This is a genomic window from Thioalkalivibrio sulfidiphilus HL-EbGr7 (assembly GCF_000021985.1).
In the GTDB taxonomy this organism is placed as follows: Bacteria; Pseudomonadota; Gammaproteobacteria; order Ectothiorhodospirales; family Ectothiorhodospiraceae; genus Thioalkalivibrio_A; species Thioalkalivibrio_A sulfidiphilus.
On sequence record NC_011901.1, the window covers coordinates 3,092,913 to 3,119,723 of the forward strand.

General features: G+C 67.5%; 27 protein-coding genes and 2 pseudogenes. 20 read left to right on the top strand and 9 right to left on the bottom strand.

The features are described 5' to 3' along the window. Nucleotides 1–87: 87 nt before the first annotated feature. A complete protein-coding gene (moaC, locus tag TGR7_RS14805; RefSeq protein ID WP_012639485.1) occupies nucleotides 88–573 on the bottom strand; it encodes a cyclic pyranopterin monophosphate synthase MoaC in 486 nt (161 codons plus the stop codon). Between the two features lie 54 nt (nucleotides 574–627). Between moaC and moaD the strand changes: the two genes are divergently transcribed. After that, the gene (gene moaD, locus TGR7_RS14810) at nucleotides 628–861 is read left to right on the top strand and encodes a molybdopterin converting factor subunit 1 (protein ID WP_012639486.1); all 234 of its coding nucleotides are present in this window, start codon (nucleotides 628–630) and stop codon (nucleotides 859–861) included. 1 nt (nucleotide 862) lies between these two features. Further along, the gene (locus TGR7_RS14815; RefSeq protein WP_012639487.1) at nucleotides 863–1,297 is read left to right on the top strand and encodes a molybdenum cofactor biosynthesis protein MoaE; all 435 of its coding nucleotides are present in this window, start codon (nucleotides 863–865) and stop codon (nucleotides 1,295–1,297) included. 248 nt (nucleotides 1,298–1,545) lie between these two features. On the opposite strand, the gene TGR7_RS14820 is transcribed toward TGR7_RS14815, so the two are convergent. The 6 genes from TGR7_RS14820 to TGR7_RS14845 form a co-directional block, all read right to left on the bottom strand. Next, nucleotides 1,546–2,928: a DegQ family serine endoprotease gene (locus TGR7_RS14820; protein ID WP_012639488.1), complete on the bottom strand. Its 1,383-nt coding sequence runs from the start codon at nucleotides 2,926–2,928 to the stop codon at nucleotides 1,546–1,548. Between the two features lie 73 nt (nucleotides 2,929–3,001). Then, entirely contained in the window at nucleotides 3,002–3,376 is a 375-nt protein-coding gene (locus TGR7_RS14825) for a DUF1622 domain-containing protein (RefSeq protein ID WP_012639489.1), read from the bottom strand. A gap of 246 nt (nucleotides 3,377–3,622) precedes the next feature. Further along, the gene (locus TGR7_RS14830; RefSeq protein ID WP_012639491.1) at nucleotides 3,623–4,564 is read right to left on the bottom strand and encodes a DnaJ C-terminal domain-containing protein; all 942 of its coding nucleotides are present in this window, start codon (nucleotides 4,562–4,564) and stop codon (nucleotides 3,623–3,625) included. A gap of 110 nt (nucleotides 4,565–4,674) precedes the next feature. Beyond that, nucleotides 4,675–5,106 carry an Hsp20/alpha crystallin family protein gene (locus TGR7_RS14835; protein ID WP_012639492.1) on the bottom strand — a complete coding sequence of 144 codons (432 nt, stop codon included), beginning with the start codon at nucleotides 5,104–5,106 and terminating at the stop codon, nucleotides 4,675–4,677. 231 nt (nucleotides 5,107–5,337) lie between these two features. After that, entirely contained in the window at nucleotides 5,338–5,556 is a 219-nt protein-coding gene (locus TGR7_RS14840) for a DUF2835 domain-containing protein (RefSeq protein WP_012639493.1), read from the bottom strand. A 3-nt stretch (nucleotides 5,557–5,559) separates the two neighbouring features. After that, nucleotides 5,560–6,426, bottom strand: coding sequence for a YicC/YloC family endoribonuclease (locus tag TGR7_RS14845; RefSeq protein WP_012639494.1), 867 nt, complete (start codon nucleotides 6,424–6,426; stop codon nucleotides 5,560–5,562). A 203-nt stretch (nucleotides 6,427–6,629) separates the two neighbouring features. Between TGR7_RS14845 and rph the strand changes: the two genes are divergently transcribed. After that, nucleotides 6,630–7,349 carry a ribonuclease PH gene (gene rph / locus TGR7_RS14850; RefSeq protein ID WP_012639495.1) on the top strand — a complete coding sequence of 240 codons (720 nt, stop codon included), beginning with the start codon at nucleotides 6,630–6,632 and terminating at the stop codon, nucleotides 7,347–7,349. A gap of 153 nt (nucleotides 7,350–7,502) precedes the next feature. Next, the gene (gene rdgB, locus TGR7_RS14855) at nucleotides 7,503–8,093 is read left to right on the top strand and encodes an RdgB/HAM1 family non-canonical purine NTP pyrophosphatase (protein ID WP_012639496.1); all 591 of its coding nucleotides are present in this window, start codon (nucleotides 7,503–7,505) and stop codon (nucleotides 8,091–8,093) included. 229 nt (nucleotides 8,094–8,322) lie between these two features. Here rdgB and TGR7_RS14860 read toward each other — a convergent pair whose 3' ends face one another. Further along, nucleotides 8,323–9,303, bottom strand: coding sequence for a hypothetical protein (locus tag TGR7_RS14860; protein ID WP_012639497.1), 981 nt, complete (start codon nucleotides 9,301–9,303; stop codon nucleotides 8,323–8,325). Nucleotides 9,304–9,523: 220 nt separating this feature from the next. On the opposite strand from TGR7_RS14860, the gene hemW reads away from it, so the two are divergent. The 3 genes from hemW to TGR7_RS14875 are packed head-to-tail and all read left to right on the top strand — an operon-like array spanning nucleotide 9,524 to nucleotide 11,114. Beyond that, entirely contained in the window at nucleotides 9,524–10,687 is a 1,164-nt protein-coding gene (gene hemW / locus TGR7_RS14865; protein WP_012639498.1) for a radical SAM family heme chaperone HemW, read from the top strand. Continuing rightward, complete coding sequence (locus TGR7_RS14870) at nucleotides 10,674–10,862, top strand: CPXCG motif-containing cysteine-rich protein (RefSeq protein ID WP_012639499.1); 189 nt, start codon at nucleotides 10,674–10,676, stop codon at nucleotides 10,860–10,862. Before hemW ends, TGR7_RS14870 begins: the two co-directional genes overlap by 14 nt. Nucleotides 10,863–10,865: 3 nt before the next feature. Further along, nucleotides 10,866–11,114 (top strand): transcriptional antiterminator, Rof, encoded by a 249-nt coding sequence (locus TGR7_RS14875; RefSeq protein ID WP_012639500.1) that lies wholly within the window; start codon nucleotides 10,866–10,868, stop codon nucleotides 11,112–11,114. A 90-nt stretch (nucleotides 11,115–11,204) separates the two neighbouring features. Here TGR7_RS14875 and rimO read toward each other — a convergent pair whose 3' ends face one another. After that, nucleotides 11,205–12,545 carry a 30S ribosomal protein S12 methylthiotransferase RimO gene (rimO, locus tag TGR7_RS14880; protein ID WP_012639501.1) on the bottom strand — a complete coding sequence of 447 codons (1,341 nt, stop codon included), beginning with the start codon at nucleotides 12,543–12,545 and terminating at the stop codon, nucleotides 11,205–11,207. A 423-nt stretch (nucleotides 12,546–12,968) separates the two neighbouring features. On the opposite strand from rimO, the gene rpmE reads away from it, so the two are divergent. The 13 genes and pseudogenes from rpmE (at nucleotide 12,969) to TGR7_RS18045 (ending at nucleotide 26,756) form a co-directional block, all read left to right on the top strand. Beyond that, nucleotides 12,969–13,172 (top strand): 50S ribosomal protein L31, encoded by a 204-nt coding sequence (rpmE, locus tag TGR7_RS14885; protein ID WP_012639502.1) that lies wholly within the window; start codon nucleotides 12,969–12,971, stop codon nucleotides 13,170–13,172. Between the two features lie 27 nt (nucleotides 13,173–13,199). Beyond that, a complete protein-coding gene (locus TGR7_RS14890) occupies nucleotides 13,200–14,018 on the top strand; it encodes a thermonuclease family protein (RefSeq protein WP_012639503.1) in 819 nt (272 codons plus the stop codon). 55 nt (nucleotides 14,019–14,073) lie between these two features. After that, nucleotides 14,074–14,901: a M48 family metallopeptidase gene (locus tag TGR7_RS14895; protein WP_012639504.1), complete on the top strand. Its 828-nt coding sequence runs from the start codon at nucleotides 14,074–14,076 to the stop codon at nucleotides 14,899–14,901. 60 nt (nucleotides 14,902–14,961) lie between these two features. Beyond that, a complete protein-coding gene (locus TGR7_RS14900) occupies nucleotides 14,962–16,200 on the top strand; it encodes a malic enzyme-like NAD(P)-binding protein (RefSeq protein ID WP_012639505.1) in 1,239 nt (412 codons plus the stop codon). A gap of 240 nt (nucleotides 16,201–16,440) precedes the next feature. Next, nucleotides 16,441–17,364 carry a malate dehydrogenase gene (gene mdh / locus TGR7_RS14905; protein ID WP_012639506.1) on the top strand — a complete coding sequence of 308 codons (924 nt, stop codon included), beginning with the start codon at nucleotides 16,441–16,443 and terminating at the stop codon, nucleotides 17,362–17,364. A 5-nt stretch (nucleotides 17,365–17,369) separates the two neighbouring features. Then, a complete protein-coding gene (locus tag TGR7_RS14910) occupies nucleotides 17,370–19,655 on the top strand; it encodes a putative bifunctional diguanylate cyclase/phosphodiesterase (RefSeq protein WP_012639507.1) in 2,286 nt (761 codons plus the stop codon). 51 nt (nucleotides 19,656–19,706) lie between these two features. Then, entirely contained in the window at nucleotides 19,707–20,705 is a 999-nt protein-coding gene (locus TGR7_RS14915; RefSeq protein WP_012639508.1) for a 5'-3' exonuclease, read from the top strand. A 33-nt stretch (nucleotides 20,706–20,738) separates the two neighbouring features. After that, nucleotides 20,739–21,443, top strand: a pseudogene (locus tag TGR7_RS14920) (CobW family GTP-binding protein); the annotation flags it as partial. Then, nucleotides 21,439–21,891: a hypothetical protein gene (locus TGR7_RS14925; protein ID WP_187148402.1), complete on the top strand. Its 453-nt coding sequence runs from the start codon at nucleotides 21,439–21,441 to the stop codon at nucleotides 21,889–21,891. The pseudogene TGR7_RS14920 and the gene TGR7_RS14925, both read left to right, overlap by 5 nt. A gap of 97 nt (nucleotides 21,892–21,988) precedes the next feature. Next, the gene (locus TGR7_RS14930) at nucleotides 21,989–22,660 is read left to right on the top strand and encodes a DUF1007 family protein (RefSeq protein ID WP_012639509.1); all 672 of its coding nucleotides are present in this window, start codon (nucleotides 21,989–21,991) and stop codon (nucleotides 22,658–22,660) included. After that, nucleotides 22,642–23,670 (top strand): nickel/cobalt transporter, encoded by a 1,029-nt coding sequence (locus TGR7_RS14935; protein ID WP_012639510.1) that lies wholly within the window; start codon nucleotides 22,642–22,644, stop codon nucleotides 23,668–23,670. The genes TGR7_RS14930 and TGR7_RS14935 overlap by 19 nt, the downstream gene beginning before the upstream one ends. Before the next feature lie 120 nt (nucleotides 23,671–23,790). Continuing rightward, the gene (locus tag TGR7_RS14940; protein WP_012639511.1) at nucleotides 23,791–24,333 is read left to right on the top strand and encodes an rRNA large subunit pseudouridine synthase E; all 543 of its coding nucleotides are present in this window, start codon (nucleotides 23,791–23,793) and stop codon (nucleotides 24,331–24,333) included. Between the two features lie 366 nt (nucleotides 24,334–24,699). Then, nucleotides 24,700–26,756 (top strand): annotated as a pseudogene (locus TGR7_RS18045) (transglycosylase SLT domain-containing protein). Nucleotides 26,757–26,811 lie beyond the last annotated feature (55 nt).

Below are 26,811 nucleotides of genomic sequence, written 5' to 3' on the forward strand. Positions count from 1 at the left end.
AGGGACAAATCCGCCGGGAGCGGATTTGAACAGCCGCCAGGCTGGCCCGAAGGGAGGGTGGTCTCCCTTGCCACTTGAGACTCGCCACTAGCCACTGCCTTTCAAATCCCACGTACCCGACTTGCCGCCGGACTTGTGCACCAGGCGCACGCCGCCCATGGTCATGAACCGGTCCACCGCCTTGCACATGTCGTAGACCGTCAGCAGGGCCACCTGCACGGCGGTCAGCGCCTCCATCTCCACGCCGGTCTGGCCGCGGGTCTCGGCGGTGACGCGACAGTGCACCGAGGGGGGCGAATCCGCCGTGGAGAGCTCCACCTCCACGTGGGTCAGGGAGATGGGGTGGCACAGGGGCACCAGCTCGGAGGTCTTCTTGGAGGCCATGATGCCGGCCACCCGGGCGATACCCAGCACGTCCCCCTTCTTGTGGGTCCCGGAACGGATCAGGGCCAGGGTCTCCGGCTCCATGGTGATGTGGCCCTCGGCGACGGCCACCCGGTGGGTGACGGACTTGTCGCCCACGTCCACCATGTGGGCCTCGCCCTTGGCGTTGAAGTGGGTCAGCGTGCTCATAGCGGGTATACTTCCGGTTGGTTATTCAAGCTTTCGAGAGTGTAAGCCTAAACCATGTCCATCACCGTGCGTTACTTTGCCAGCCTGCGCGAGCGCGTCGGCCGCGCCGAGGATCAACTGGAGACCGACGGCAACGACACCGCCGGTGGCGTCTGGGCCCGGGCCGTGCCCGAGCAAGCCATGCCCGACCGGGTGCTGATCGCCATCAACCAGGAATACGCCGATGCGGACCACCCGGTGCGCGACGGCGACGAGGTGGCCTTCTTCCCACCGGTCACGGGCGGCTGAGATGGGCGTCTCGCTGCACCCCGAACCCTTCGACCCCTGGGCCCGCCTGGCGGCCCACCAGGCCCAGCTGCCCGCCGGCAGCTTCGGCGCCACCGCCGTGTTCGTGGGCACCATGCGGGATTTCAACGAGGGCGACGACGTGCGCGGCATGACCCTGGAGCACTATCCGGGCATGACCGAGAAACACCTGGAAGGCATCGTCGCCGAGGCCCGCAGCCGCTGGCCCCTGGACGACTGCCTGATCGCCCACCGGGTCGGCCCCATCGAGCCGGGCGAGCCCATCGTGCTCACCGCCGTCTGGTCCGCCCACCGCAAGGCCGCCTTCGAGGCCTGCCGTTACCTGATGGAAGAGCTCAAGCACCGCGCCCCGTTCTGGAAGCGCGAGACCCTCAAGGACGGGCAGGTGCGCTGGGTGGAGAAGAACACGGAAGGGTAACAATCAAGTGAGAAGTTGGAATTGGGAAGTGCGAAGTTAACCCGAATGTTTCATGAATTCGCGCGATGATCGCGCAGGATATTGGCCGCACAGGGGATTTTCCGAGGGAGCGCCGTATCGGGCTATACGGCCGACTGAGGAAAATCCCCTGTGCGGACAAGAGACAAGCGAGGGCGTGCGCAATTCATGAAACATTCGGGTTAAGGGTCTTTCAATTCCGACTTCCCAATTCACACTTCCGACTTCCCTCATTGCAGTATCAGAAAGAACGCCCCTTCGTCCCGCCGGATGTTCAGCAGCAAGCGCTGGCCATTGCTGCCCGCGGCGCGGCGCATCTCCTCCAGGTTGCTCACCGGCTGACGGTTCACCGACAGGATCACGTCCCCCTCCCGAATCCCCGCGCGCGCGGCGGGACTGCCGCTTTGCACGCCGGTCACCAGGACCCCCTGCACGCGGCCGTGCAGGGGCGAGGCCTCGGTGATCTCGCTGAAACTCGCACCCTCCAGGCGACGGTTGAACTGGGCGCCCTCGGTGGTGGCGGCGCGGATCTCCGCCACCACGGCGGTGAGGGTGCGGCGGCGGTTGTCGCGCACCACGTCCAGCTGCACCTCGCTGCCCACCCGCAGCAGGCCGATGGCGTTGCGCAGTTCCGTGGCATTGCGCACCCGGCGCTCGTTGACCCGCAGCACCACGTCGCCCTCCTTGAGCCCGGCACGCTCGGCGGCGGAGCCGGGCTCCACCTGGGCGATCACCGCGCCCTGGGTCTGGGAGATGCCGAAGGCCTGGGCCAGCTCCGGGGTCAGATCCTGCACCGTCACCCCCAGGCGGCCGCGGCGCACCTCGCCATGCGCCACCAGGTGGTCCTTGACCTGCAGGGCCATGTTCACGGGAATGGCGAAGCCGATGCCGATGTTGCCGCCGCCCCCGGAGAGGATGGCGGTGTTGATGCCCACCAGCTCGCCGCGCAGGTTCACCAGGGCGCCGCCGGAGTTGCCCGGGTTGATGGAGGCATCGGTCTGGATGAAATCCTCGTAGGACTCGATGCCGAGCCCGCTGCGCCCCAGGGCGCTCACGATCCCGGAGGTCACCGTCTGGCCCAGGCCGAAGGGGTTGCCGATGGCGACCACGAAATCCCCCACCCGCAGGGCGTCGGAATCGGCCACCTTCACCGCGGTGAGGTTGTCACCCTGCACCCTGAGCACCGCCAGGTCCGTGGCCGGGTCGGTGCCCACCACCTCGGCGTCCAGACGCCGGCCGTCGTGCAGGGTGACCACGATCTCGTCGGCCCGCTGGATGACGTGGAAGTTGGTGATGATGTAGCCCTGCTCAGCGTCCAGGATCACGCCGGAGCCGAGCCCCTGGGTCTGGCGCTCACGGGGCTGCTGGGGCAGGTCGAAGAAGCGCCGGAAGAAGGGGTCCTCCATGAGCGGATTGCGTTCCACCACCCGCCCGCGGGTGGCGATGTTCACCACCGCGGGGATGGTGCGATCCAGCATGGGGGCGAGCGAGGGCAGTGGCTCGCCATCCACCTCCACGGGCAGGGTGGCCGAGGCCATGGGCGCCATGGCCAGCAGCAGGAGGCAGAGGAAAACGGTCAGAGTATTGCGAAGCTTGGAATGCACGGGATGCATGGGACCTCACCAGTCGATGACTCGCGGTTGATACCACCGAATGCCCCTGTGACTGCCGCGCGGCGGAGGAAGTTCACCGCTCGCTTTCGTTCTGCAACTCGCTGCGCTCCCGGCGGGTCTGTTCCATCTCCTTGGAGAGGAAATAGCTCAGGGCGATACGGATGGCGACGATGGCCGCCAGGATGCCCACGTTCTCCCAGGAGGGCGCCAGGGTGGACTTGATGATGTCGGCGGCGACGAAGAAATCCAGCCCCAGCAGCAGATGCGCGCCGAGGCGCTCGCGGATGAAATCGGTCTGCAGCAGCAGGTGGGCGTGGCCGCCCTGGCCGTCGAAGCGCAGGCGCAGGAAGCGCCAGGCCGCCTCCACCACTCCCACCAGCACGATCAGCACGCCGATCCCGGAGACCGTGTAGAGCAGCACCCACAACAGCGTATGAAAGATCTCCATGTCACTCCCCTGAACCGCCCGCCACTCGTCATGCCGAAGCGATAAACCGGCTGACATCATCCCATGGCCCCCATGACACATGCCAACCCGCAGCGCCTGCGGGTGGCGGAGCAACTGCTGGGCCTGTACCGGGAACTGGAAAAACGCATGGGGCAGTTCAAGACAGAGTAATTCAAAATTCAAGATTCAAAATTCAAAGGTGATTCGCGTCCAGGTTCCCTTTGAATTTTGAATCCCGATATGCCCTCACCCCAGGTGCGCCCTGGGGTCGAAGGGCATCTCCTTCTGCATGCGCTCGTAGAACTTGCGCGCCGCTTCGCTGCCGGCCGGCGGCGTGTGGATCTGCAGGGTCACGTACTGGTCACCGGGCGGCTTGCCCGCCAGGCCCTTGCCCTTCAGACGCAGGCGCCGGCCCGACTGGGAACCCGGCGGGATCTTCAGCTCCACGCGACCGCCCAGGGTGGGCACGTTGACCGTGGCGCCCAGGGCCGCCTCCCAGGGGGTCACCGGCAGGTCCAGGTGCAGGTCGCGGCCCTCCACCCGGAACCAGGGATGGGGTCGGATGGCCACCTCCAGGAACAGGTCCCCCGAGGGACCGCCTCCGGCGCCGGGACCGCCCTGCCCCGCCAGGCGGATGCGCTGGCCCTCGGTCACGCCGGCCGGGATCTTCACCTGGAGCTTGCGGCCATTGCCCAGCTGAACCGGCATGGAGCCCCCATGGGCGGCCTGCTCCAGGGTGATCTCGATGCGCGCGGTCTGGTCCGCGCCCCGGGCCTGGAAACCACCCCCGGGACGACGTCCGCCGGCGCGGCGCGCACCCCCGCCGAACAGGGACTCGAAGAAATCGGAAAAGCCGGCCTCGCCACCGCCGAACCCTGGTCCGGCCCGACCGGCACCGGGTCCCGCACCGCGGAAACCACCGGAGAAGATGTCCTCCCAGCCCGGCGGCGGACGGAAGTCCTGACCCGACTTCCAGTTGGCGCCCAGGTCGTCGTAGGCGCGGCGCTTGTCCGCGTCGCCCAGCACCTCGTAGGCCTCGTTGATCTCCTTGAAGCGCTCCTCGGCGTTGGGTTCCTTGCTCACGTCCGGGTGGTACTTGCGCGCCAGCTTGCGATAGGTCTTCTTGATCTCGTCCTGGCTCGCGGTCCGGGAGACACCCAGCAGCTTGTAATAGTCTTTGTATTCCATGATCCGTCTACGATAGCGCAAACGACTGCGCCGCGTGGGAACGCGGCGCAATCATGAACACGAACTCCGCCCCGGCGCGAACACCGGGACGGGAACCGACTCGGGCGGGATCAGCCCTCCACGGAAATGCGCCGGGGCTGCACGGTTTCCTGCTTGGGAATACGCACCTCCAGCACGCCGTTGACGCTCTTGGCGCTGATCTTCTCCGCATCCGCCGTATCCGGCAGGGTGAAGCGGCGGTAGAAGCTGCCGCGCACCCGCTCCACGCGCTTGTAGTTCTCGCGCTCTTCCTTGGTCTCGGACCGACGCTCGCCGCGGATGGTGAGCACGCCGTTCTCCATGTGCACCTCGATGTCCTTGGGGTCCACGCCGGGGATGTCCGCGTGGATCACGTAGGCGTCCTTGTCCTCGCGGATGTCCACCGCCGGGGTCCAGTCGCTGGTGGCGGCGGACTCGCCCGCCTCGGCGCCCGGGTACAGGCGATCCAGTTCGCGGGTCAGCTGGTTGAGCAGACTCCAGGGTTCGTAACGCATCATTGCCATGGTATGACCTCCTATGCGTCCGGGCCGCCACGGCGGCGCCGGGGTTGTTCATCAGTGGTTCGCTGTTGCTCTCGATGATGGGGTCGGTCGAGAAGATTTCAAGCGCGTGGCACGCCTGAAAATAGGACTGCGGGGACAGGCCGTCCTTGATCCAGATCAGTCTTTATAGACCAGCGCTGGAGAGGCGGGGGGGGATGATGCGAGGGGACGGCGAACAGCGGCCGGCCAGGGCTAGAGTCGCTCCAGGCGCAGGAGCTTGTGGTTCTCGTCGGTGACCAGGCAGAAACTGCCGCTGATGCCCGTGGGCGTCACGTGGCCGCGCAGCGCCGAGGCTGGGAAGCGCACGCCGCGGCCATCGCGGTCCACGACGCGCACCGCCGTCGCTGCGCCCTGGTAGTAGCGCAGGTATTCCTCACGGCTGATGTGCAGGTCGAAGTAGTAACAGGGCACGGCTCACTCCACGTTCTGCACCTGCTCGCGCATCTGCTCGATGAGCACCTTCAGCTCCACCGCGGCCTTGGTGGTCTCCATGTCGTTGGACTTGGAACCCAGGGTGTTGGCCTCGCGGTTGAACTCCTGCATGAGAAAATCCAGGCGCCGGCCCACCGGCTCGTCGCGCTCGAGGATCAGGGCCACCTCTTTCAGGTGTCCGTCCAGCCGGTCCAGCTCCTCGTCCACGTCCAGCCGCTGGGCCTGCAGGGCCAGCTCCTGCTCCAGCCGGCCCGGCTCCATGTCCACGCCCAGGTCGGCGATGCGCGCGCGCCATTTCTCGCGCAGGGCCTCCACCACCCTGGGCCGGCGCTCGCGCACCTGGGCCACCAGTTCCGAGATCGCCTTGCAGCGGGTCTCCAGGGTCTCGCGCAGGCGCTCCCCTTCCCGCGCCCGGGTGACGGCCAGTTCGTCCAGGGCGGCATCCAGCAGCGTCATGGCCTCGCCGTGCAGGGACTCGAGATCCGGGGCCGGCTCGCGCACCACCCCCGGCCAGCGCAGGATCTCCAGGGCCGTGATGCGTGCCGGGTTCATGACCCAGTGCTCCACCTGACCGCACACCTCGATGAGCCTTTTCGCCAGGGGTTCGTTCACCTCCAGCCCCGCCTCGCCGCCGGCGGGCGCCTGGTGACGCAGGGACACCTCCACCTTGCCCCGCCCCAGTCGGGCCTGCACCCGCTCGCGCACCGCGTTCTCCAGGGCACGGAAGGCCTCCGGCAGACGCAGGCTCACCTCCAGGTAACGGTGATTGACGCTCTTCATCTCCCAGGCAAGGGTGCCGTTGGGGGTTTCCGCTTCGGCGCGGGAGAAGCCGGTCATGCTATGAATCATGGAGAGGTCCTTCGGACAAGTGACAAGTGACAAGTGACAAGTGGCAAGTGGCAAGTGGCAAGTGGCAAGTGGCAAGTGGCAAGTGGCAAGTGCTGAGTATAAAGCCCCAGACAACCCCGCAAGGGGTTTCCCTTGCCACTTGAGACTAGCCACTTGCCACTTAGGCTATAATCCGCCCCCCGCACGCCCCCAAGGAGTTACCCATGCGACCCAGTGGCCGCCAGCCCGACCAACTGCGCGAAATCCGCTTCACCCGCCGGTTCACCAAGCACGCCGAAGGCTCGGTGCTGGTGGAGTTCGGTGACACCCGGGTGCTGTGCACCGCCAGCGTGGATGACCGCACGCCGCCCTGGCTGCGCAACAAGGGCAGCGGCTGGGTGACCGCCGAATACGGCATGCTGCCCCGCTCCACCCACGAGCGCATGGCCCGCGAGGCCGCCCGCGGCAAGCAGGGCGGGCGCACCCAGGAGATCCAGCGCCTGATCGGCCGCTCCCTGCGCGCCGCCGTGGACCTGGAAGGCCTGGGCGAACGCCAGATCACCGTCGACTGCGACGTGCTGCAGGCCGATGGCGGCACGCGCACCGCCTCCATCAGCGGCGGCTACGTGGCCCTCCACGACGCCATCACCCACCTGATGAAACAGGGCAAGCTCAAGCGCAACCCCCTGTTCGGCGCCGTGGCCTCGGTATCCGTGGGCATCTACCAGGGCGTGCCGGTGCTGGACCTGGACTACGCCGAGGACTCCAACGCCGAGACCGACATGAACGTGGTGATGAACGACGCCAACGCCTTCATCGAGGTGCAGGGCACCGCCGAGGGCCACGCCTTCCGCATGGACGAACTCAACAGCATGCTGGCACTCGCCCAGAGCGGCATCCAGGACATCATCGCCGCCCAGCGCGCGGCGCTGGAACAGGGTTGAACCGAACGCCGCAGAGAAAAGGCAAAGGCGTTTGACAGGATTAACATGATTTACAGGATTAAAAATACTCCATATTAAGGGCCTTTAAATCCTGTGAATCATGTTAATCCTGTCAGATCCTGTGCTCTTTATCCGCCCACAGAGTAAGCAACCATGAAGATCGTGCTGGCCACCGGTAACGCGGGCAAGGTGCGGGAGTTGTCGGAGTTGCTCGCCGGCACCGGCATCACCATCCTGCCTCAGTCGGACTTCGGCGTGCCCGAGGCCGAGGAGAACGGGCTGAGCTTCGTCGAGAACGCCATTCTCAAGGCGCGCAACGCCGCCGCCCACACCGGCCTGCCCGCCATTGCCGACGACTCGGGCATCGAGGTGGACGCCCTCAACGGCTCCCCCGGCATCTACTCCGCCCGCTACGCCGGCCCCGGCGGCGACGCCGAGGCCAACAACCGCAAGCTGCTCAAGGCCCTGGAACACGTGGAGAGCTCCCAGCGCACGGCGCGGTTTCGCTGCGTGATGGTCTACCTGCGCCACGCCGACGATCCCTCGCCGGTGATCGCCGAGGGCAGCTGGGAGGGCCGCATCGCCAGCGAGGCCCGGGGCCCGGGCGGCCACGGCTACGACCCCATCTTCGAGATCCCCGAACTGGAACTGACCGCCGCCGAGATCAGCCCTGCGGAAAAAAACCGCCGCAGCCATCGCGGGCAGGCGCTTCGGATCCTGCTGGAGCGGCTTCAGGGGCGCTGAAAAAAGACCAAAACCGTTTCTCTCGCAGAGGCGCAGAGACGCGGGGAAAAGATGATTGAATGGGTTTTCTTGGCGCCTTCGCGGCTTTGCGAGAGACCTGGTTTTTTCCAACGAGGCTGCTCAAAGAAAAATCCGATCCTCTCACGGAAGCACAGGATTTTTTCTACAAGATTTTCCCCGCGTCTCTGCGCCTCCGCGAGAGAACAGCCTTTGACTTTACCCCGCCAACTCAGGCCAACGCACGATACCCCAACAGCACGTCCACCGCCTGACCGGTGCTGCCGTCGGTGCGCTGGAAGCGGCCTACCTGGGCGATGAGATCGTCCTCGTTGAGCGCCTTCTCGGTGTTGACGTAGGCGAGATGAATGGCGCTCACGCCCGCGGTCTCCAGGGACTTCAGATGCTGGGTCCCGTCGGCATCCATGCGGAAGAGTCGCAGCCGGTCGAACACATTGTCGCGGGCGTCGATGACGCCGTCGCCGTTGCTGTCGAAACGGGCCAGTTCGTCGAAGCCGTTGGCGGCACCGTGCTGGTCACCGAACAGTTCGCGCCCGTCATCGATCACCCCGTTGCCATCGCGGTCCAGGGCCAGGAACCAGGAATTGCCCGACACGAAGCTCACCTGCTCCTTGCGGCCATCGCCGGTGATGTCGAAGGCCACGCCCTCATCCACCCCGGTGGTCGTCACACCCTCGCCGCCCAGGTCCAGCAGCAGGGGGTCGGCCCGCTGGGGCTGGTCCTGGATGTTCAGGCTGACGCTCAAGCTCTCCTGGCGGAAGGCCTCGAAACGGATGCGGAACTCGCCGGTGACGGCATTGCCCTCCACCTCCACGCTGATGAAGGTGGTGCGCTCGAAACGCATGTCCAGCTCCAGGCCCACCGTACCCCGGGCCGCCGCACCCTGGGCCGGCGGCGCGGACTCGCCCACGGGCTCGAGGCCACCTGCCGCCTGCTTCGACGCCTCGGCCGGGGCCTTGTCGTCATCACCGATGCGGAAGGTACGCTTGATGATCTGGAAGTCCGTGTCCTTCTCCAGGCGCGCCTTGACCTCTTCCAGCACCCGCACCTGCTCCGCCTCGGGCGGCTCGGCCGGCACCCGCGCCGGCGGCACCGCCGGGACGGCCGGGGTGGCCCGCTGACCGGGACCGTTGGGCTGGGCGGGGATGGCCGGGGTGGCGCGCAGCGGCGCATTGGCAAGGGCGGCAAGCATGATTCGGGTCCTGCGCAGGGGATATCTGAACCGGATATCGGCCAGCCAGGGAAAATCTTTAAGCCGAGCGTAGGTCGGCCTTCAGGCCGACGAACGAGGCTCCGATGGACAGCGGCGTCGGCCTGAAGGCCGACCTGCGGGCCGTGTCAGTAGGGCTTTCAACTTCCCACTTCCCCATTCACACTTCGCACTTCCATTCCCGACCTCCCCTGCCCGCCCCATGCTCCTGCCCCCCCTGAGCCTCTACATCCACCTCCCCTGGTGCGTGCGCAAGTGCCCCTACTGCGACTTCAACTCCCACGAGGCCCGGGAGGCGGTGCCCGAGGCGGCCTACGTGGATGCCCTGCTGGCGGACCTGGAATCTGAGCTGCCCCGGGTCTGGGGGCGGCGCCTGGAGTCGGTGTTCCTGGGGGGCGGCACGCCGAGCCTGTTCTCGCCGGAGGCCCTGGACCATTTGTTCTCGGAACTGCGGGCGCGCCTGCCCTGGCGGCCGGACATGGAGGTGACCCTGGAGGCGAACCCGGGCACCACGGACGCGGGCCGGTTCCGGGGCTACCGGGAGGCGGGGGTCAACCGGCTGTCCATCGGCGTGCAGAGCTTCGATGACGACCAGCTCAGGCAGCTGGGGCGCATCCACGGCGCCCGGGAGGCGCGGGTGGCCTTCGAGGCGGCCCGTTCGGCGGGCTTTGAGAACATCAACATCGACCTGATGTTCGGCCTGCCGGGGCAGACCGTGGCGGGCGCGCTCAAGGATCTTGCCGAGGGCCTGGCCCTGGGCCCGGAGCACCTGTCCTGGTACCAGCTCACCCTGGAACCCAACACCCGCTTCGCCGCGCAGCCCCCCGTGCTGCCCGAGGAGGACACCCTCTGGGACATGCACACGGCCGGTCAGGAGCATCTGGCCGAGGCCGGCTATACTCAGTACGAGGTCTCCGCCTACGCCCGCGCCGGCCGCCCCTGCCGCCACAACCTCAACTACTGGGAGTTCGGCGACTACCTGGGGATCGGCGCCGGGGCCCACGGCAAGATCTCGCTGCCGGCGGAAGGCCGCATCCTGCGGCGCTGGAAACACCGCCAGCCGCGGCAGTACATGGAGGCGGCCCGCTCGGGCGAGGCCGCCAGCGGCGAACACACCCTCACACGGGAGGAGACGGTGTTCGAATTCATGCTCAATGCCATGCGGCTCAACCAGGGCGTGCCCCTGGCGCTGTTCACCGAGCGCACCGGGCTCGCCCCCGAGGCCCTGGAGCCCATGCGCGGCGAGGCCGTGGCACGGGGCCTGCTCACCGATGACCCCGAACGCCTGGAACCCACCGAACTGGGCCGGCGTTTCCTCAACGACCTGCAGGCCCTGTTCCTGGTCGACGGCGATGCAGCCCCTTGAGTTCGTCAGCCTGATCTGCCCCCACTGCGGCGCGGGCTTCGACACCGAGGTGGACCTCACCACCCTGCCCGCCAGTTACGTGGAAGACTGCCAGACCTGCTGCGCCCCCATCCTGATCACCGCCACCGTGGACGGCGGTGGCATCGCCATCCACGCCCGTCGCGAGAACGACTGAACGATGACGTCGGATTACACCCCGATCTCCTGCGAGCTCTACAGCGAATACGAACTGGCCATCATGCGTGGCCGTACCCTGAAGGTGAGATGGAAGGACCGCTACGGCATGGATCGGGTGGAGACCCTCAGGCCCACGGATCTGCGCACCCGCCGGCACGCGGAATTCATGATCGCCCGCAATCAGCTGGGACAGCGGCGGGTGTTGCGCCTGGATCGGATCGTTGAAACGCAGGAAAGGGGTGAGGCGTGAGGAGGCAGGCGTAGGTCGGCCTTCAGGCCGACGACGGAGGCCTGGCGAGGCAACACTGTCGGCCTGAAGGCCGACCTACGCCTCACACGCCTATCCTTTCCGCTTGCCGAACAAATCGTGTTCTGACGCCGCCGTGATCTCCACGTCCACGATCTGTCCGGCCTCGAGCCCCTCGCCGTCCTCGATCACCACCACGCCGTCGATCTCCGGGGCGTCGCTGCTTGAGCGGGCGATGATCGCGCCGTCCTCGTCCTCGCCGTCCACCAGCACCGTGAGCGTCCGGCCCACCCTGGCCTGCAGCCGGTCGGCGCTGATGGCCGCCTGCACCTCCATGAAGCGCTCCAGGCGCTCGGCCTTCACCTCCTCCGGCACCGGGTCCGGCAGGGCGTTGGCGGCGGCACCCTCCACCGGCGAGTAGGCGAAACAGCCCACCCGGTCCAGCTGCGCCTCCTCGATGAACGCCAGCAGTTCCTCGAACTCGTCCTCGGTCTCGCCGGGGAAGCCCACGATGAAGGTGCTGCGCAGGGTGATGTCGGGGCAGATCTCCCGCCAGGCACGGATGCGCTCCAGGGCCTTCTCCGAGGCGGCGGGGCGACGCATGGCCTTGAGCACCCGGGGACTGCCGTGCTGCAGGGGCACGTCCAGATAGGGCAGCAGCTTGCCCTCGGCCATGAGCGGGATGAGCTGGTCCACATGGGGGTAGGGGTAGACGTAGTGCAGGCGCACCCAGACCCCCAGGCTGCCCAGGGCCTCGGCCAGCTGCTGGATGTGGGTGCGCAGGGGCCGGCCCTGCCAGAAGCCGGTGCGGTATTTCACGTCCACGCCGTAGGCGCTGGTGTCCTGGGAGACGATCAGCAGTTCCTTCACCCCCGCGGCCACCAGGTTCTCCGCCTCCTGCATCACCTCGCCCACCGGGCGGCTCACCAGGTCGCCCCGGAACTGGGGGATGATGCAGAAGCTGCAGCGGTGGTTGCAGCCTTCGGAGATCTTCAGGTAGGCGTAGTGGCGCGGGGTGAGCTTCACGCCGCCCAGGGGCACCAGGCTCTCGAAGGGGGCATGGGACGGGGGCAGGTGACGGTGCACCTCCGCCATCACCGCCTCGTAGGCGTGGGGACCGGTGACGGCCAGCACCCCGGGGTGGGCATCGCGCACCTTGTCCGCCTCGGCGCCCAGGCAGCCGGTGACGATCACACGGCCGTTCTCGGTGAGCGCCTCGCCGATGGCCTCCAGGGACTCCTCCACCGCCGCGTCGATGAAGCCGCAGGTGTTGACCACCACCAGGTCGGCGTCCTCGTAGCTGGGCGAGATGCCGTAGCCCTCGGCCCGCAACTGGGTGAGGATGCGCTCGGAATCCACCAGGGCCTTGGGGCAGCCCAGGCTGACGAAACCCACGCGCCCGCCGCCAGCGGCCTGTTCAGACGATTTACTCATGCACCGACCTCGACAAAATCCTGACGTTTATGCACATCAATGGGGCAGACAATTCGGCAGATGACCGGTTGATGAAAATGATGACAGCCCCCGCGCAGGGAATGCTAATAAAGCAAGCATTTCAGACACTTAAATAATTGGCTATTTTTTAACCGATCCAACAGCTCCCCTGATCCGGCAAGCCCCGGGACCGGTTGACCCCATTTCTTCCACAAAGTTATCCACAGGTTTTGTGGAAAACCCCTGAAGCGCTTGGGGGACAAGCACTTACCCGGACTTCCTGTGCCTGGGGGCATGACTCTGGGGCAGCGCAGCATAGTGCCCGGCACCGGTCCTGTGAAGCCCTGACCCCTTGCCCCCGGGTTCCGGATTCAGTATATTGCGCCTCTTTTCCTTGCCAGACATGGTTTTGAGGACGCTTCCATGAAGCCCGATATTCATCCCGATTACCACGAAGTCGCCGTGACCTGCAGCTGCGGCAACAATTTCAAGACCCGCTCCACCTACCAGGGTTCGGAGCTCAACGTGGAAGTGTGTTCCGCCTGCCATCCGTTCTTCACCGGCAAGCAGAAGATCATGGACACCGCCGGCCAGGTGGACAAGTTCCGTCGCCGCTACGGCATGTAATACCTGCTCATGGTTCTCGCTCGAACCATGCAAAGGGCGCACGCACGGTGCGCCCTTTTTTTTGCCGCCCTGTTCGCCGCGCTGCTGCTGGCGACAGCCCCCGCCCTCGCCCAGCTGCCGGAGAGCTGCCTGCCCCCGGGCCAGGACCATGGCAAGGCGCGGGTGGACTTCGTCTATGACGGCGACACCGTCAGGCTGGTGGACGGGCGGCGCATCCGCCTGATCGGCCTGGACACGCCGGAGTTCCACCACCGGGACGAGCGGCGCGAGGCCGAGCCCTATGCCGTGGAGGCCCACGAGGCACTCAAGGCGCTGCTCGCCGAGCACGGCCAGCAGGTGCTACTCGTCCACGACCGGCAGCGCCACGACCGCTACCAGCGCACCCTCGCCCATCTCTACACCCCCGACGGCCGGAGCATCACCGCCCTGATGCTGCAGCAGGGCCTCGGCACCCGCCTGACCATCCCGCCCAACGACTGGAACGTGGACTGCTACCGGGACGCGGAACGGGAGGCCGGCATCGCCCAGCGGGGCATCTGGTCCCTGAGCCAGAATAGCCTGTTCGACGCCACCGAACTGCCCCGGGACGCCACCGGCTTCCGGCGCGTGGAAGGCCGCGTGACGCGCATCGGCGAGAGCCCCCGGGCGATCTGGATCAACCTGGAAGGCGACGTGGCCCTGCGCATCGACCGGGAGGACCTGCAATTTTTCCCGGATCTGGATGTCACAAGCCTCATGGATGCGCGGGTACGGGGACGCGGCTACGTCTATAATCATCGCGGCCAGCTGCGCATCCGTCTGCGACACGCGGCGGACCTCGAGATCCTCGCCGTGAACGGATCCTGAGCCCCGGCCCACGGCAGCCGCCCCGATCACCCACACCTGATCACGAAGCACCGCCATGACAAAGCGCACCCTGAGTCTCCTGCTGATCCTCCTGGGCCTGGTCAGTCTGTTCATGGCCGGCTGTGCCACCAACCCGGTCACCGGCCGCCAGCAGCTCATGCTGGTCCCCGAAAGCCAGGCCATCTCCGCCTCCCGCCAGGCCTATGCCCAGATGCTCGCCCCCATCCGCGAGGAGGGCCGGCTCAACAGCGACCCGGCAGTGAAGGCACGCATTGACCGCATCACCGGCCGCGTGGTGGCCCAGGCCATCGCCTACCGTCCCGAGACCCGCAACTGGGAGTGGGAGATGCAGGTGATCGACAACGACGTGCCCAATGCCTTCGCCATGGCCGGCGGCAAGATGGGCATCTACACCGGCATGATCACCAAGCTCAACGCCACCGATGACGAGCTGGCCCAGGTGATCGCCCACGAGGTGGCCCACGCCCTGTCCGCACACACCGCCGAGAAGATGTCCGTGGCACTGGCCACCAACCTGGCGGTGGCCGGCTTCGCCCTGTCCGGCGAACGCTCCCAGGTGGCCATGACCGGCGCAGTGTTGGCCGCGGCCCTGGCCGTGCAGCTGCCCAACAGCCGGCAGATGGAACGGGAGGCCGACGTGATCGGCATCGAGCTGGCCGCCCGTGCCGGCTACGACCCCCGGGCCGCCGTGACCCTGTGGCAGAAGATGGCCGCGTTGGCCAACGGCAGCCCGCCGCAGTTCCTGAGCACCCATCCGAGCACCGAGAGCCGCATCCGCGACCTGCAACAGCTGGCGGTGAGGATGCAGCCCCTCTACGAGCAGGCCCGTGCCGGCACCCCGCCCAGCCACCCGCTCAAGTAACCCGTACACCCGACACACCACACACCACACACCACACCCGATAACCGATAACAAAACACCATGTCCAAGAAGAACCTGAACGAACGCGCCCTCGACTACCACGCAGCAGCACCCGCCGGAAAGATCGGCATCACCGTCACCAAGCCCACCGAGACCCAGGACGACCTGATCCTCGCCTACACCCCGGGCGTCGCCGAACCGGTACGGCGCATCCACAAGAACCCCGAGGACGCCTACCGCTACACCGCCAAGGGCAACCTGGTGGCGGTGATCACCGACGGCACCGCGGTGCTCGGCCTGGGCAACATGGGGGCCCTGGCCAGCAAGCCGGTGATGGAGGGCAAGGCAGTGCTGTTCAAGCGCTTCGCCGGCATCGACGTGTTCGACATCGAGGTCAACGCCCCCGAACCCGAGGACTTCATCAACACCGTGGCGCGCATCGCCGGCGGCTTCGGCGGCATCAACCTGGAAGACATCGCCGCGCCCCACTGCTTCGAGATCGAGCGCCGCCTCTCCGAGCGCCTGGACATCCCGGTGTTCCACGACGACCAGCACGGCACCGCCATCATCGCCGCCGCCGGCCTGCTCAACGCCCTGGAACTGCAGGGCAAGAGCCTGGAGGAGGCGCGCATCGTGTGCCTGGGCGCCGGCGCCGCCGGCATCGCCTCCATGCGCCTGCTGCTGGCCCTGGGGGCCCGCAAGCAGAACATCTTCATGGTGGACCGCAAGGGCGTGATCCACACCCGCCGCGAGGACCTCAACGAGTACAAGCTGATCTTCGCCAACGACACCGAGGCGCGCACCCTGGCCGATGCCTGCGCCGGTGCCGACGTGTTCGTGGGCGTATCCGGTCCGGACCTGTTCACCCCGGACATGCTGCGTTCCATGGCCGAGAAGCCCATCGTGTTCGCCCTCTCCAACCCGGACCCGGAGATCCTGCCCGAGCTGGCCCACAAGACCCGCTCCGACCTGATCATGGCCACCGGGCGCAGCGACTACCCCAACCAGGTGAACAACGTGCTGGGCTTCCCCTACATCTTCCGGGGCGCCCTGGACGTGCGCGCGCGCACCATCAACGAGGCCATGCAGATCGCCGCGGTGCACGCCCTGGCGCGCCTGACCCGGGAGCCGGTGCCCAAGTCGGTGCTGGACGCCTACGGCCTCAAGCACCTGGAATTCGGCCCCGAGTACATCATTCCCAAGCCCCTGGACAGCCGCCTGATCGAGGTGGTGCCCCCCGCCGTGGCCCGCGCCGCGGTGGACACCGGGGTGGCGCGCATCACCCCCGCCAAGGGCTAACCTGCCTCCTGCGGCACAGATCTGTGTCGCGAGCCCATGGGGCGGTCCATGGCCGCCTGCTGACCCGGAAGCGAGGGCTGACGGCGGGCACGGCCCGCCCTATGGCTGCGCTTGTCCAGGAAGACGACGGCGCGAGACAGGCCGAGAGGCCTCACCCATCGCGATGGGCCGGGAGGGGTTACCGGTCACCGGCGTTATGTGTCTACACTTAGGTGAGGCCCAAAACCACGGGGGACCCCCATGGAAAAGATAGCGATCATCGGCGCCGGCCGGGTCGGCGAATCCACCGCGCAATTCCTGGCCAAGAACGACACCTGTCGTGAGCTGGTCCTGCTGGACGTCAGGGAAGGGGCGGCGGAAGGCGCGGCCCTGGACATCCAGGAGACCGCGCCCCTGTTCGGTTTCGACACCCGCCTCAAGGGCGGCACCGATGCCGCCATCCTCAGCGGCGCCGAGCTGGTGGTGATCACCGCCGGCATCCCCCGCAAGCCCGGCATGTCGCGCTCCGACGTGCTGGACACCAACGTGGCGATCCTGGACAAGCTCGTGGACGGGATCATGGAACACGCCCCGGATGCCATGCTGCTGCTGGTCTCCAACCCCGTGGACGTGCTCACCTACCGGGCCTGGCAGCGCACCGGCTGGCCGCGCAACCGGGTGTTCGGCCAGGCGGGAGTGCTGGATTCCTCGCGCATGGCCTCCTTCGTGGCCCTGGAGACCGGGCTCTCGGTCAATGACATCAACGCCATGGTGCTGGGTGGGCACGGCGATTCCATGGTGCCCATGCTGCGCTACTCCACCATCAACGGCATCCCGGTGCGCCATTTCCTGTCCGAGGAGGCCATCGCACGCATCGTCGAGCGCACCCGCCACGGCGGCGCCGAGATCCTGGCCCTGAAACAGACCTCCAGCGCCTACGACGCCCCCGCCGCGGCCATCGCCGCCATGGTCGACGCCATCGCCCTGGACCGTAAGCGGGTGCTGCCCACGGTGGCCCTGCTGGAGGGCGAATACGGCGAGCGCGACGTGGCCATGGGCGTGCCCTGCATCCTGGGCCGCAACGGCGTGGAGTCGGTGATTGAACTGCCCCTGGAGCCCAGCGAACGCAAGGAATTCGATCAATCCCTGGCCGGCGTGCGCGACGACATCAACCGGCTCAAATAGGCCCCATGCGACTGCACCCCACCCTTGCTGCCGTCTTCTGGCTGCTGCTCCTGTCCCTGGCCTGGGCGCCCGCCCAGGCCCAGGCCCAATTCCAGACACTGAACAGCGGACAGGTCAGCGGTGAGACCCTGCGGGTGGGCATCTACGTGAACCCGCCCCTGATCGGCATCGATGCCGAGGGCCCCCGGGGCCTGGTTATCGACCTGCTGGAAGATGCCGCGCGCCAGGAGGGCTGGAAGATCCATTACGTGGCCGCCTCCTTCGCGGAGCTGCTGGAGATGGGCCAAAACCGGGAGATCGACCTGATCGCCGCCATCGCCTACACCCCGGAGCGGGCCCAGGTGCTGCAGTTCAACCGCGAGGCCATGCTCACCAACTGGGGCGTGATCTACAGGCACCGGGACGTAGTCGTGGATTCCGTCCTGGACCTGGCCGGCGCGCGCATTGCCGTGAAGGCCGGCGACACCCACGCCCGGGCCCTGGAGTCCCTGCTGCGCGAGTTCAACGTGCAGGCGGAGCTCCATCCCGTGGCCGACTACCGGGAGGTGATGCAGCTGCTTGCCCATGGCGAGGTGGACGCCGCCGCCGTGAACCGCCTGGTGGGACGCCAGTTCCGGGTGCCGGAGGGCATCCCCACCCACATCATCTTCAACCCGGTGGAACTGCACTTCGCCAGCGCCCGCCCGGAGATGGCGCCGGTCCTGCAGGCCATCGACCGGCACCTCAGAGAGCTCAAGACCCAGCCCGGCTCTATGTATCACTTGAGCATGAACCGCTGGCTGGGCGATACCGGAGAGATGCCCAGACAGCTTCCCGGCTGGCACCCGGTGATTCTTGCCGGCATCGTGCTGCTCACGCTACTGGTCATCGGCCTGGCCCTGTTCCTGCGCCAGCAGATCCGCCACCACACCCGGGCCCTGCGCGCCCAGTCCGAGGCCCTGGCCCAGGAGGTCCGGGAGCGCGAGCAGGCCCAGGAACGGCTCAACGAACTGGCCTACTCCGACAGCCTGACCCATCTGCCCAACCGCACGCTGTTCCAGGACCGCCTGCACCAGGCCATGGAATACGCCAAGCGCCACGAGCGGCTGATCGCCCTGCTGTTCATCGACCTGGACGACTTCAAGCGGGTCAACGACAGCCTGGGGCATGCGGCCGGCGACCGGCTGCTGCAGGAGATCGCCCGGCGCTTCGGCCGGGTGCTGCGCGAGACCGACACCCTGGCGCGCCTGGGGGGCGACGAGTTCACCGTGATCCTCACCGACATCCAGCGCCCCGAGGATGCGGTCACCTTCGTGCGCAAGCTGCTGGACACCCTGCGCGCGCCCTTCATGCTGGGCGAACAGAGCATCACCATGAGCGCCAGCATCGGCATCACCCTCTATCCCAGCGACGACACCGCGGAGGCGGACCTGCTCAAGGACGCCGACACCGCCATGTACCAGGCCAAGTCCCGGGGCAAGAACACCTTCGACTTCTACGCGCCGGAACTGACCCAGAGCGTGCGCGCCCGGTTGACCATGGAGGGAGATCTGCGCGCCGCCCTGGACACGAACCAGTTCCTGCTCCACTACCAGCCCATCGTCTCCCTCAACGGCGCGGGCGTGCAGGGGCTCGAGGCCCTGGTGCGCTGGCAGCACCCGGTGCGCGGCCTGGTGCCGCCGGACGAATTCATCCCCGTGGCCGAGGATTCCGGGCTGATCCACGAGATCGGCGACTGGGTGATCGATGCCGCCTGCGCGCAGCTGGCCCAGTGGGACGCACGGGGGCTTTCACACCTGACCCTGGCCATCAACCTCTCCCCCGTGCAGTTCCGCCGCGACGGCCTGGTGAGCCGCATCGCCCGCCGCCTGCGCCAGCACAGCATCGCCAGCGAGCGCCTGCACCTGGAGATCACCGAGTCCCTGCTCATGGAGCAGAACCGCCACGTGGCGGAGACCCTGCAGACCCTGGATGCCATGGGCATCGGCCTGTGCATCGACGACTTCGGCACCGGCTATTCGGCGCTCAACTACCTGCGTCACTTCCCCATCCGGCAGCTCAAGGTGGACAGGAGCTTCGTGGAGGACATGCTGCACGCCGAGGACACCCGTGCCCTGGTGCGCGCCATCGTGCTCATGGCCCACGCCCTGCGCCTGGAGGTGGTGGCCGAGGGCGTGGAGGAGAAATCCCAGCTGGAGCTGCTGCGGGAGATGGGCTGCGACCAGGTGCAGGGCTACCTGCTGTCCCGGCCCCTGCCCGCCGCTGAGATCCCCGGCTGGATCGAGTCCCAGCGGCTGCGCATCGTGAGCTGAGCGCGCAGCTGATAAGCTACGGGCCTTGCTTTCTGCCTGCCCGGACACCCCGTGACAGATCCCGACCGCGCCAGCCCCCTGTGGCTGGTGGACTCCAGCATCTACGTGTTCCGCGCCTGGTTCACCCTGCCCGAGGCCATCACCGACCGTGAGGGCCACCCGGCCAATGCGGTGACCGGTTTCGGCGAGTTCCTGGTGCGCCTGCTCACCCGGGCCGCGCCCGCGCCGGTGGTGTTCGCCTTCGACGAAAGCCTGGGCCAGTCCTACCGTCACGAGATCTACCCCGAGTACAAGGCCAATCGCCCGCCGGCCCCGGAATCCCTCAAGCGCCAGTTCCGCCAGTGCCGCGCCCTGGTCACTGCCCTGGGCTTTCCGGCCTTCTCCAGCCCCCGCTACGAGGCCGACGACATCATCGGCACCCTGACCGCCCGCCAGCAGGCCGCGGGCGGCAGCGTGCACCTGATCACCGCCGACAAGGACCTGACCCAGCTGGTGGGCCCCGGCGACCTGTGGTGGGAATTCCAGCAGGACCGGCGCCTGGACGCCCGGGGCGTGGAGAAGAAGCTGGGCGTGCGCCCGGAGCAGGTGGCCGATCAGCTGGCCCTGGCCGGCGACAAGGTGGACAACATCCCCGGCGTGCCCGGCATCGGCATGGCCACCGCCGCGCGCATCCTGCGCCGGTTCGGCGACCTGGACACGCTGTTTGCCGACACCGATGAGGTGGCGAAACTGCACATCCGCGGCGCCAGGCGCCTGGCGGACCTGGTCCGCGAGCACGAGCACAGCGTGCGCCTCTCGCGTCGGCTCACCGGCATCCACTGCGACATCGAAGACCTGCCGCAAGCCCTGGACCTCAGCCCCGCCGCCCCGGACCGCGCGGCGTTGACCGCGCTCCTGGATCAGCTCGGCATCGACGGCCCGCGCCGTGTGCGCTGGGAAGCGCTGATCGACAGGCTGGAAGACAATTCAAGATTCAAGATTCAAGATTCAAAATTCAAAATTCAAAATTCAAAGAACCACGACTCCACCCCTTTGAATCTTGAATCTTGAATTTTGAATTTTGAATCTTGAATTTTGAATCCAATGCCCATCCCCACCCACCTGATCACCGGCTTCCTCGGCGTCGGCAAGACCACCGCCATCCGCCATCTGCTGGCCCATCGTCCGGCGGGCGAACGCTGGGCGGTGCTGGTCAACGAGTTCGGCCAGGTGGGCGTGGACGAACAACTGATGGAAGGCGAGGACGTGGCCATCCGCCAGGTGCCGGGCGGGTGTCTCTGCTGCGTCAGCAGCCAGGCCTTCACCGTGGGGCTCAACCGGCTCATCCGGGAGGAGCGCCCCGAACGCATCCTCATCGAACCCACCGGCCTGGGCCACCCGGCTCGGGTGATCGAGACCCTCACCGGCGAGTTCTACCGGCAGGTGCTGGACCTGGGCGCCGTGATCACCCTCATGGACGCCCGCCACCTGGCCTCGCCCCGGCACCGGGAGCACCCCACCTGGCAGGACCAGATCCGCCTGGCGGACGTGCTGGTGGCCAACAAGGCGGATCTGTACAGCGATGCAGAGCGGGAGGTCTTCCTGGACTTCGCCCGTACCCTGGATCCACCCAAGACCCGCACCGCCCTGGTCAGCCAGGGCACCCTGGACCCCGCCTGGCTGGACCTGCCAGCCGATCCACCGCGATCCGTTGAGGACACCCATGATCTACTTGGGGACATCCATCATCCTGACAGTTCACTTGGGGACACCCATCATCCCCATCATCCTGGGCACCATGCGCATGAGGACGCGATCCGTTGAGGACACCCATGATCCACTTGGGGACATCCATCATCCTGACAGTTCACTTGGGGACACCCATCATCCTCTTGGGGACACCCATCATCCTGGGCACCATGCGCATGAGGACAGCCATGATTCACCTGCGGGCACGCAGTCCGACTGGTTCCTGGCGACCCAGCACGGCGACGGCTACCACGGCATCAGCTGGCTGCTCGACCCCGCCGTTCGGCTGGCGCACGAAGACCTGATCGAACTGCTGTACGGGGATGCATGGGACCGGACCAAGGGCGTGCTGCACACCGACCGGGGCTGGTTCGCCATCAACCGGGTCTCCGGCGAGGGCGGCCTGGAAGCCCGCCCACCCGGGCAGGAGACCCGCCTGGAGATCATTCACCACGCGCCGCTGGATACTGAACGGCTCGATGCCAGGCTCCGTTCCCTGCGGGTCTGAACCGCCCCACGATGAACTTTGCCCAGCCTGCACTTACCAAGCAGTCAGGTTATGTGATAACAAGGCAGCCCACGATCAGCGACCCGTTTCTACCCGAATGCAGCCATTCGCCCTACAGCCCCTGCGCCGCCTGCTCACAGGCCTCGTCCTGTTCCTCACCGTCCTGCTGAGCGCTCAGGCCCACGCCCATCCCCACGCCTGGATCGACCTGCGGGTGGCGGTGGTGTTCGACGAGACAGGGCGCATCACCGCCCTGCGCCAGGTCTGGCGCATCGACCCCTTCTACAGCCTGGTGCTGCTGGAGGAGATGGCCACCGATGCCCGGGGCAACACACCGGAGGAAAAGCTCGCGGACATCGGCAACCGCATGATCGAGAACCTCACCCCCTACCAGTACTTCACCGAGGTGAGCCACGGCGGGCAGCGCCTGCAGGGTTTCACCGTCCGGGATCATGGCCTGGTCAACGCCGCCGGGCGCCTGGAACTGGGCTTTACCCTGGTGCTGCCCGAGCCGGTGAACCCGGAGACCGGGCCGCTCAGCTACGCGGTGTTCGATCCCAGCTACTACATCGAGATCCTCCACGACCCGGACGCCACCGTGGCCCTGGAGGGCGCCTCTGAGCGTTGCGGCCTGCAGATCAGACAGCCCCGGCCCGATCCCGTGATCGTCGCCCGGGCCGCGGCCCTGGACGCCAACCAGACCGGCGACCCGGACCTGGGGCGCCACTTCACCGAACACGGGGAGGTGCGATGCGACCCGGCGCCCTGATACCGGCCGTACTGATCGCGCTGCTGCTGTGGGCACCGCTGCTCGGGGCCTCGCCCCTGTCCGGCGGCAGCACGACGACCCATGCCACGGCCAGCGAGCCGGAGGCCCTGAACGCCTGGGAGCGAGCCACTCTGTGGGTGCTCAACACCCAGCGGGACCTCCACCGGCAACTGGCGCGGGGCATGGAGCGCATCCAGAACGCCCCCACCGCCGCCAATACCTTCGCCCTGGTGCTGGTGGGCTTCCTGTACGGCATCTTCCACGCCGCCGGGCCCGGCCACGGCAAGGCGGTGATCACCACCTACCTGCTCACCCATCGTCAGCACATGACGCGCGGCCTGGTGCTCTCCTGGGCCTCATCCCTGCTGCAGGGACTGACCGCCATCGCCCTGGTGGTGGGCGTGGTGGTGATCGCCGAACGTCTGACCCGTGAGGCCCTGGGCCATGTACGCACCCTGGAGATGGTCAGTTTCGCGCTGGTGGCGGCGGTGGGTGCCTGGCTGGTGTTTCGCGCCCTGCGCGGCCTGTGGCGCCTGCGCCCGGTGGCGCAGCATGCCCATGATCATGATCACGCGCACGGACACGACCATCATCACGATCATGAACACGGCTGCGGCTGCGGCCACGCCCACCACGTCACCCCCGAGCAGGCGGCCAGGAGCGACAGCCTGGGTGCCATGATCGGCACCGTGGTGGCCGTGGGCATCCGCCCCTGCACCGGCGCGATCCTGGTGCTGGCCGTGGCCAACATGCTGGGTCTGTGGATGGCGGGCATCGCCGCCGTGCTGGCCATGTCCGTGGGCACCGCCATCACCGTGTCGGTGCTGGCGATCCTCGCCGTGCAGGCCCGCCACTGGGCCGGGCGCATCGCCGGCAGCCAGGGCGGCAGCCTGGCCTGGGCCCGGGCCGGACAGGGGGTGGCACTGGCCGGTGGGCTGCTGATCTTCGCCCTGGGCGTAAGCCTGCTGGGTGCCGGCTTCGACGCCCCCGCCCACCCGCTGGGGCTGTGACGCCGGCCGGGTTGCTTCACTGTAGGAGGACCGACTTCGGGCCGAACTGCGCGGCCCGGTAAACTCCGCTGTTCGCGACGAGGTCGTCGCTCCTACTAACAACCATCCAACGAGGCCCCGGTGCCCCGCATCATCCTGCTCAACAAGCCCTTCGACGTGCTCTGCCAGTTCACCGACCGGGAAGGCCGGCGCACCCTGGCGGTCTACGTGCCCGAACCCGGCGTCTACGCTGCCGGCCGCCTGGACCGGGACAGCGAGGGCCTGGTGGTGCTCACCGACGACGGCCGACTCCAGGCGCGCATCAGCGATCCGAAGCACAAGATGAGCAAGACCTACTGGGTGCAGGTGGAAGGGGTGCCCGATGCCCAAGCCCTCAAGGCCCTGGCCGAGGGGGTGGAACTCAAGGACGGTCTCACCCTGCCGGCCCGGGTGAAGATCATCGACGAGCCACCTGGTCTCTGGCCGAGAGACCCGCCCATCCGGGTGCGCCAGTCGATCCCCACCAGCTGGCTGGAGCTGACGATCTCCGAGGGCCGCAACCGCCAGGTCCGGCGCATGACCGCCGCCGTCGGCCACCCCACCCTGCGCCTGATCCGCTACCGGGTCGGCTCCTGGACCCTGGACGGCCTCGGGCCCGGGGAGCGGCTGGTGCTGGAGATCTGAAAGCGAAAACCTTGTGCTCTCGCGGAGGCGCAGAGACGCGGAGAAAGAATTGCTGATCAGGTTTCCCCGTGCCTCAGTGGCTCCGTGAGAGGATCGTGTTTTCTGCGATGCCCGGCAAAACCCATGTCCTCTCACGGGGGCACAGAGCCACGGGGAAAGCTGTTTGATCAAATATGGTTTTCCCCGCGTCCCTGCGCCTCCGCGAGAGAACGTCTTTTGATCTTCAGTCGCGACCAGGCAAAGCCCCTCCATCGGCCATTCCGCGACGCCCCTCGAATATCAACCCGCCCTTATTTGCATTACTTAGGCGGTATATTTAAAGTCGATTCCAGGCGTGGCCGACCCGGCCCGCCGCGGAGGTAACCCGTGTACACGCGCCGTTCACTGTCCTGGCTGCTGGCCCCCCTGCTGGCGGTTCTCCTGGCCGGCTCCGCCAACGCCGCCACCACCCCCGAATCCCGGCTCGAAGCACAACGGGCCCTGTTCAAGACCACCGAAGAGGCCCTCAACCGACGGGATCGGGACGCCTTCAGCAAGGGCCTCGAAGGGCTCGCCGACTACCCCCTGCAGCCCTATCTCCTGTTCGCAGATCTCGAATCACGCCTTTCCCGCGCCAGCGGCAAGGAAGTGCGCGAGTTCCTGAAGGCCCACGCCGATACCCCCTACGCCGAACGCCTGCGCCATGCCTGGCTCAACCGCCTGGCCCGGGAAGAACGCTGGGCGGAACTGACCCGCGACTTCCACGCCGCCAGCGCCACCCCGACCCTCAGCTGCCTGCACAGGCAGGCCCTGCTCAACCTGGGCCACGACGACGAAGCACTGCGCGGCGTGGAACAGATCTGGCTCAGCGGCCGCTCCCTGCCCGATGCCTGCGACCCGGTGCTGGACGCCTGGCGCAAGGCAGGCCAACTCAGCACCGAACTGGCCTGGGGCCGCTTCAGCCTGGCCATGGAGGCCGGACAGCCGGGTCTGGCCCGCTACATCTCCCGCTACCTGCCCGAGGCCGAGCGCGCCTGGGCCCAGCGCTGGCTGGACCTCTACCGCCGGCCCGCCCAGGCAGGCCGGATGGAGTGGAAGGCCGGCGACCACCCCCGCGCCGCCGCCATGCTCGTCCACACCTGGACCCGTCTGGCCCGCCAGGAGCCGGAGCAGGCCCTGGAGATGTGGCAGCGTTACGGCCAGGCCCAGGAGCTGCCCGAGGCCGAGCGCCTGGCCGTGGAACGCACCCTCGCCCTGCGCCTGGTGCTGCGAACCGGCGCCGAAAGCCTCCCGCACCTGGCCGGCCTGCCCGCCGAGGTCTTCGATGCCCAGCTGCGGGAATGGCAGGTACGCGCCGCGCCAGCGCCGGTGACTGGCAGACCGTGCAGCAGGCCATCGCGGCCATGACCCCCGAACAGCGCGATGATCACGCCTGGCGCTACTGGCGCGCCCGGGCCCTGGAGGCCACGGGCCAGAGTGGCCAGGCCCGCGCCCTGTACGGCGCCCTGGCCGAGGAACGCAACTTCTACGGCTTCATGGCCGCGGACCGGGCCGGCCTGCCCTACCGCATCAGCCACCGTCCCCTGGAGGTCCCCGCCGAGCGGCTCGACGGGCTGGCATCCCGGCCCGAACTGCAGCGGGTCCGGGAATGGGTGGCCCTGGAAAGGGGCCTCGAGGCACGCAGGGAATGGGAACGGGTGCTGGCCGGTCTGGACCGGGAGGACCTGAAGGCCGCAGCCCTGCTGGCCCACCGCTGGGACTGGCACGACCGGGCCATCTTCGCCGCGGCCCGGGCCAATGAATTCGACGACATGGACCTGCGCTTCCCCCTGGCCCATGCCCGCCTGATGCTGGAACAGTCCGCCCGCCAGGGCATCAACCCCGCCTGGGCCATGGCCGTGGCCCGCCAGGAAAGCGCCTTCATGGTGGACGCCCGCTCCCACGCCGGCGCCCTGGGCCTGATGCAGGTGATGCCCGACACCGGCCGTGCCATGGCCCGCCACGTGAACATGACCCTGCGCAATCCGAACGACCTGCTGGATCCCCGGGTGAACGTGCCCATCGGCACCTACTACCTGCGCCGCAACCTGGACCGCTTCGGCGGACACCCCATCCTCTCCACCGCCGCCTACAACGCCGGCGCCCACCGGGTGAGCGGCTGGCTGCCGAAAGAGGGTTCCATGGACGCGGACATCTGGGCCGAGCTGATCCCCTTCCCCGAGACCCGCGGCTACGTGCGCCGGGTGCTGGCCTACCAGGTAATCTACGAGATGCGCCTGGGCCTGCCACCCACCCGCATCAGCAGCCTGCTGCCCCCCATCACCGCCCAGTCGGACCTGGAGGCCTCGCGCCTGGCCCACAACGAGCGCTGGGACAATGGGGGGCTGGCGGCCTTCACGCAGGTCTGCGATGCGCCGGGTTACGAAGAGATTCCTTGCTCCTGAGAACAGTGGCAAGTCTCAAGTGGCTAGTGGCTAGTGGCTAGTCGCAAGGAAAACC

Coding starts and splice junctions, on each gene's coding strand:
- TGR7_RS14910 (WP_012639507.1), top strand. CDS start 17,370: ATGCGACTGCACCCCACCCTTGCTGCCGTCTTCTGGCTGCTGCTCCTG.
- TGR7_RS14815 (WP_012639487.1), top strand. CDS start 863: ATGGGCGTCTCGCTGCACCCCGAACCCTTCGACCCCTGGGCCCGCCTG.
- TGR7_RS14935 (WP_012639510.1), top strand. CDS start 22,642: ATGCGACCCGGCGCCCTGATACCGGCCGTACTGATCGCGCTGCTGCTG.
- TGR7_RS14830 (WP_012639491.1), bottom strand. CDS start 4,564: ATGGAATACAAAGACTATTACAAGCTGCTGGGTGTCTCCCGGACCGCG.
- TGR7_RS14845 (WP_012639494.1), bottom strand. CDS start 6,426: ATGATTCATAGCATGACCGGCTTCTCCCGCGCCGAAGCGGAAACCCCC.
- TGR7_RS14895 (WP_012639504.1), top strand. CDS start 14,074: ATGACAAAGCGCACCCTGAGTCTCCTGCTGATCCTCCTGGGCCTGGTC.
- TGR7_RS14835 (WP_012639492.1), bottom strand. CDS start 5,106: ATGGCAATGATGCGTTACGAACCCTGGAGTCTGCTCAACCAGCTGACC.
- TGR7_RS14900 (WP_012639505.1), top strand. CDS start 14,962: ATGTCCAAGAAGAACCTGAACGAACGCGCCCTCGACTACCACGCAGCA.
- TGR7_RS14860 (WP_012639497.1), bottom strand. CDS start 9,303: ATGCTTGCCGCCCTTGCCAATGCGCCGCTGCGCGCCACCCCGGCCATC.
- TGR7_RS14870 (WP_012639499.1), top strand. CDS start 10,674: ATGCAGCCCCTTGAGTTCGTCAGCCTGATCTGCCCCCACTGCGGCGCG.
- TGR7_RS14875 (WP_012639500.1), top strand. CDS start 10,866: ATGACGTCGGATTACACCCCGATCTCCTGCGAGCTCTACAGCGAATAC.
- TGR7_RS14820 (WP_012639488.1), bottom strand. CDS start 2,928: ATGCATCCCGTGCATTCCAAGCTTCGCAATACTCTGACCGTTTTCCTC.
- moaD (WP_012639486.1), top strand. CDS start 628: ATGTCCATCACCGTGCGTTACTTTGCCAGCCTGCGCGAGCGCGTCGGC.
- TGR7_RS14925 (WP_187148402.1), top strand. CDS start 21,439: ATGAGGACGCGATCCGTTGAGGACACCCATGATCCACTTGGGGACATC.
- rpmE (WP_012639502.1), top strand. CDS start 12,969: ATGAAGCCCGATATTCATCCCGATTACCACGAAGTCGCCGTGACCTGC.
- hemW (WP_012639498.1), top strand. CDS start 9,524: ATGCTCCTGCCCCCCCTGAGCCTCTACATCCACCTCCCCTGGTGCGTG.
- moaC (WP_012639485.1), bottom strand. CDS start 573: ATGAGCACGCTGACCCACTTCAACGCCAAGGGCGAGGCCCACATGGTG.
- TGR7_RS14825 (WP_012639489.1), bottom strand. CDS start 3,376: ATGGAGATCTTTCATACGCTGTTGTGGGTGCTGCTCTACACGGTCTCC.
- TGR7_RS14930 (WP_012639509.1), top strand. CDS start 21,989: ATGCAGCCATTCGCCCTACAGCCCCTGCGCCGCCTGCTCACAGGCCTC.
- rimO (WP_012639501.1), bottom strand. CDS start 12,545: ATGAGTAAATCGTCTGAACAGGCCGCTGGCGGCGGGCGCGTGGGTTTC.
- mdh (WP_012639506.1), top strand. CDS start 16,441: ATGGAAAAGATAGCGATCATCGGCGCCGGCCGGGTCGGCGAATCCACC.
- TGR7_RS14890 (WP_012639503.1), top strand. CDS start 13,200: ATGCAAAGGGCGCACGCACGGTGCGCCCTTTTTTTTGCCGCCCTGTTC.
- rph (WP_012639495.1), top strand. CDS start 6,630: ATGCGACCCAGTGGCCGCCAGCCCGACCAACTGCGCGAAATCCGCTTC.
- rdgB (WP_012639496.1), top strand. CDS start 7,503: ATGAAGATCGTGCTGGCCACCGGTAACGCGGGCAAGGTGCGGGAGTTG.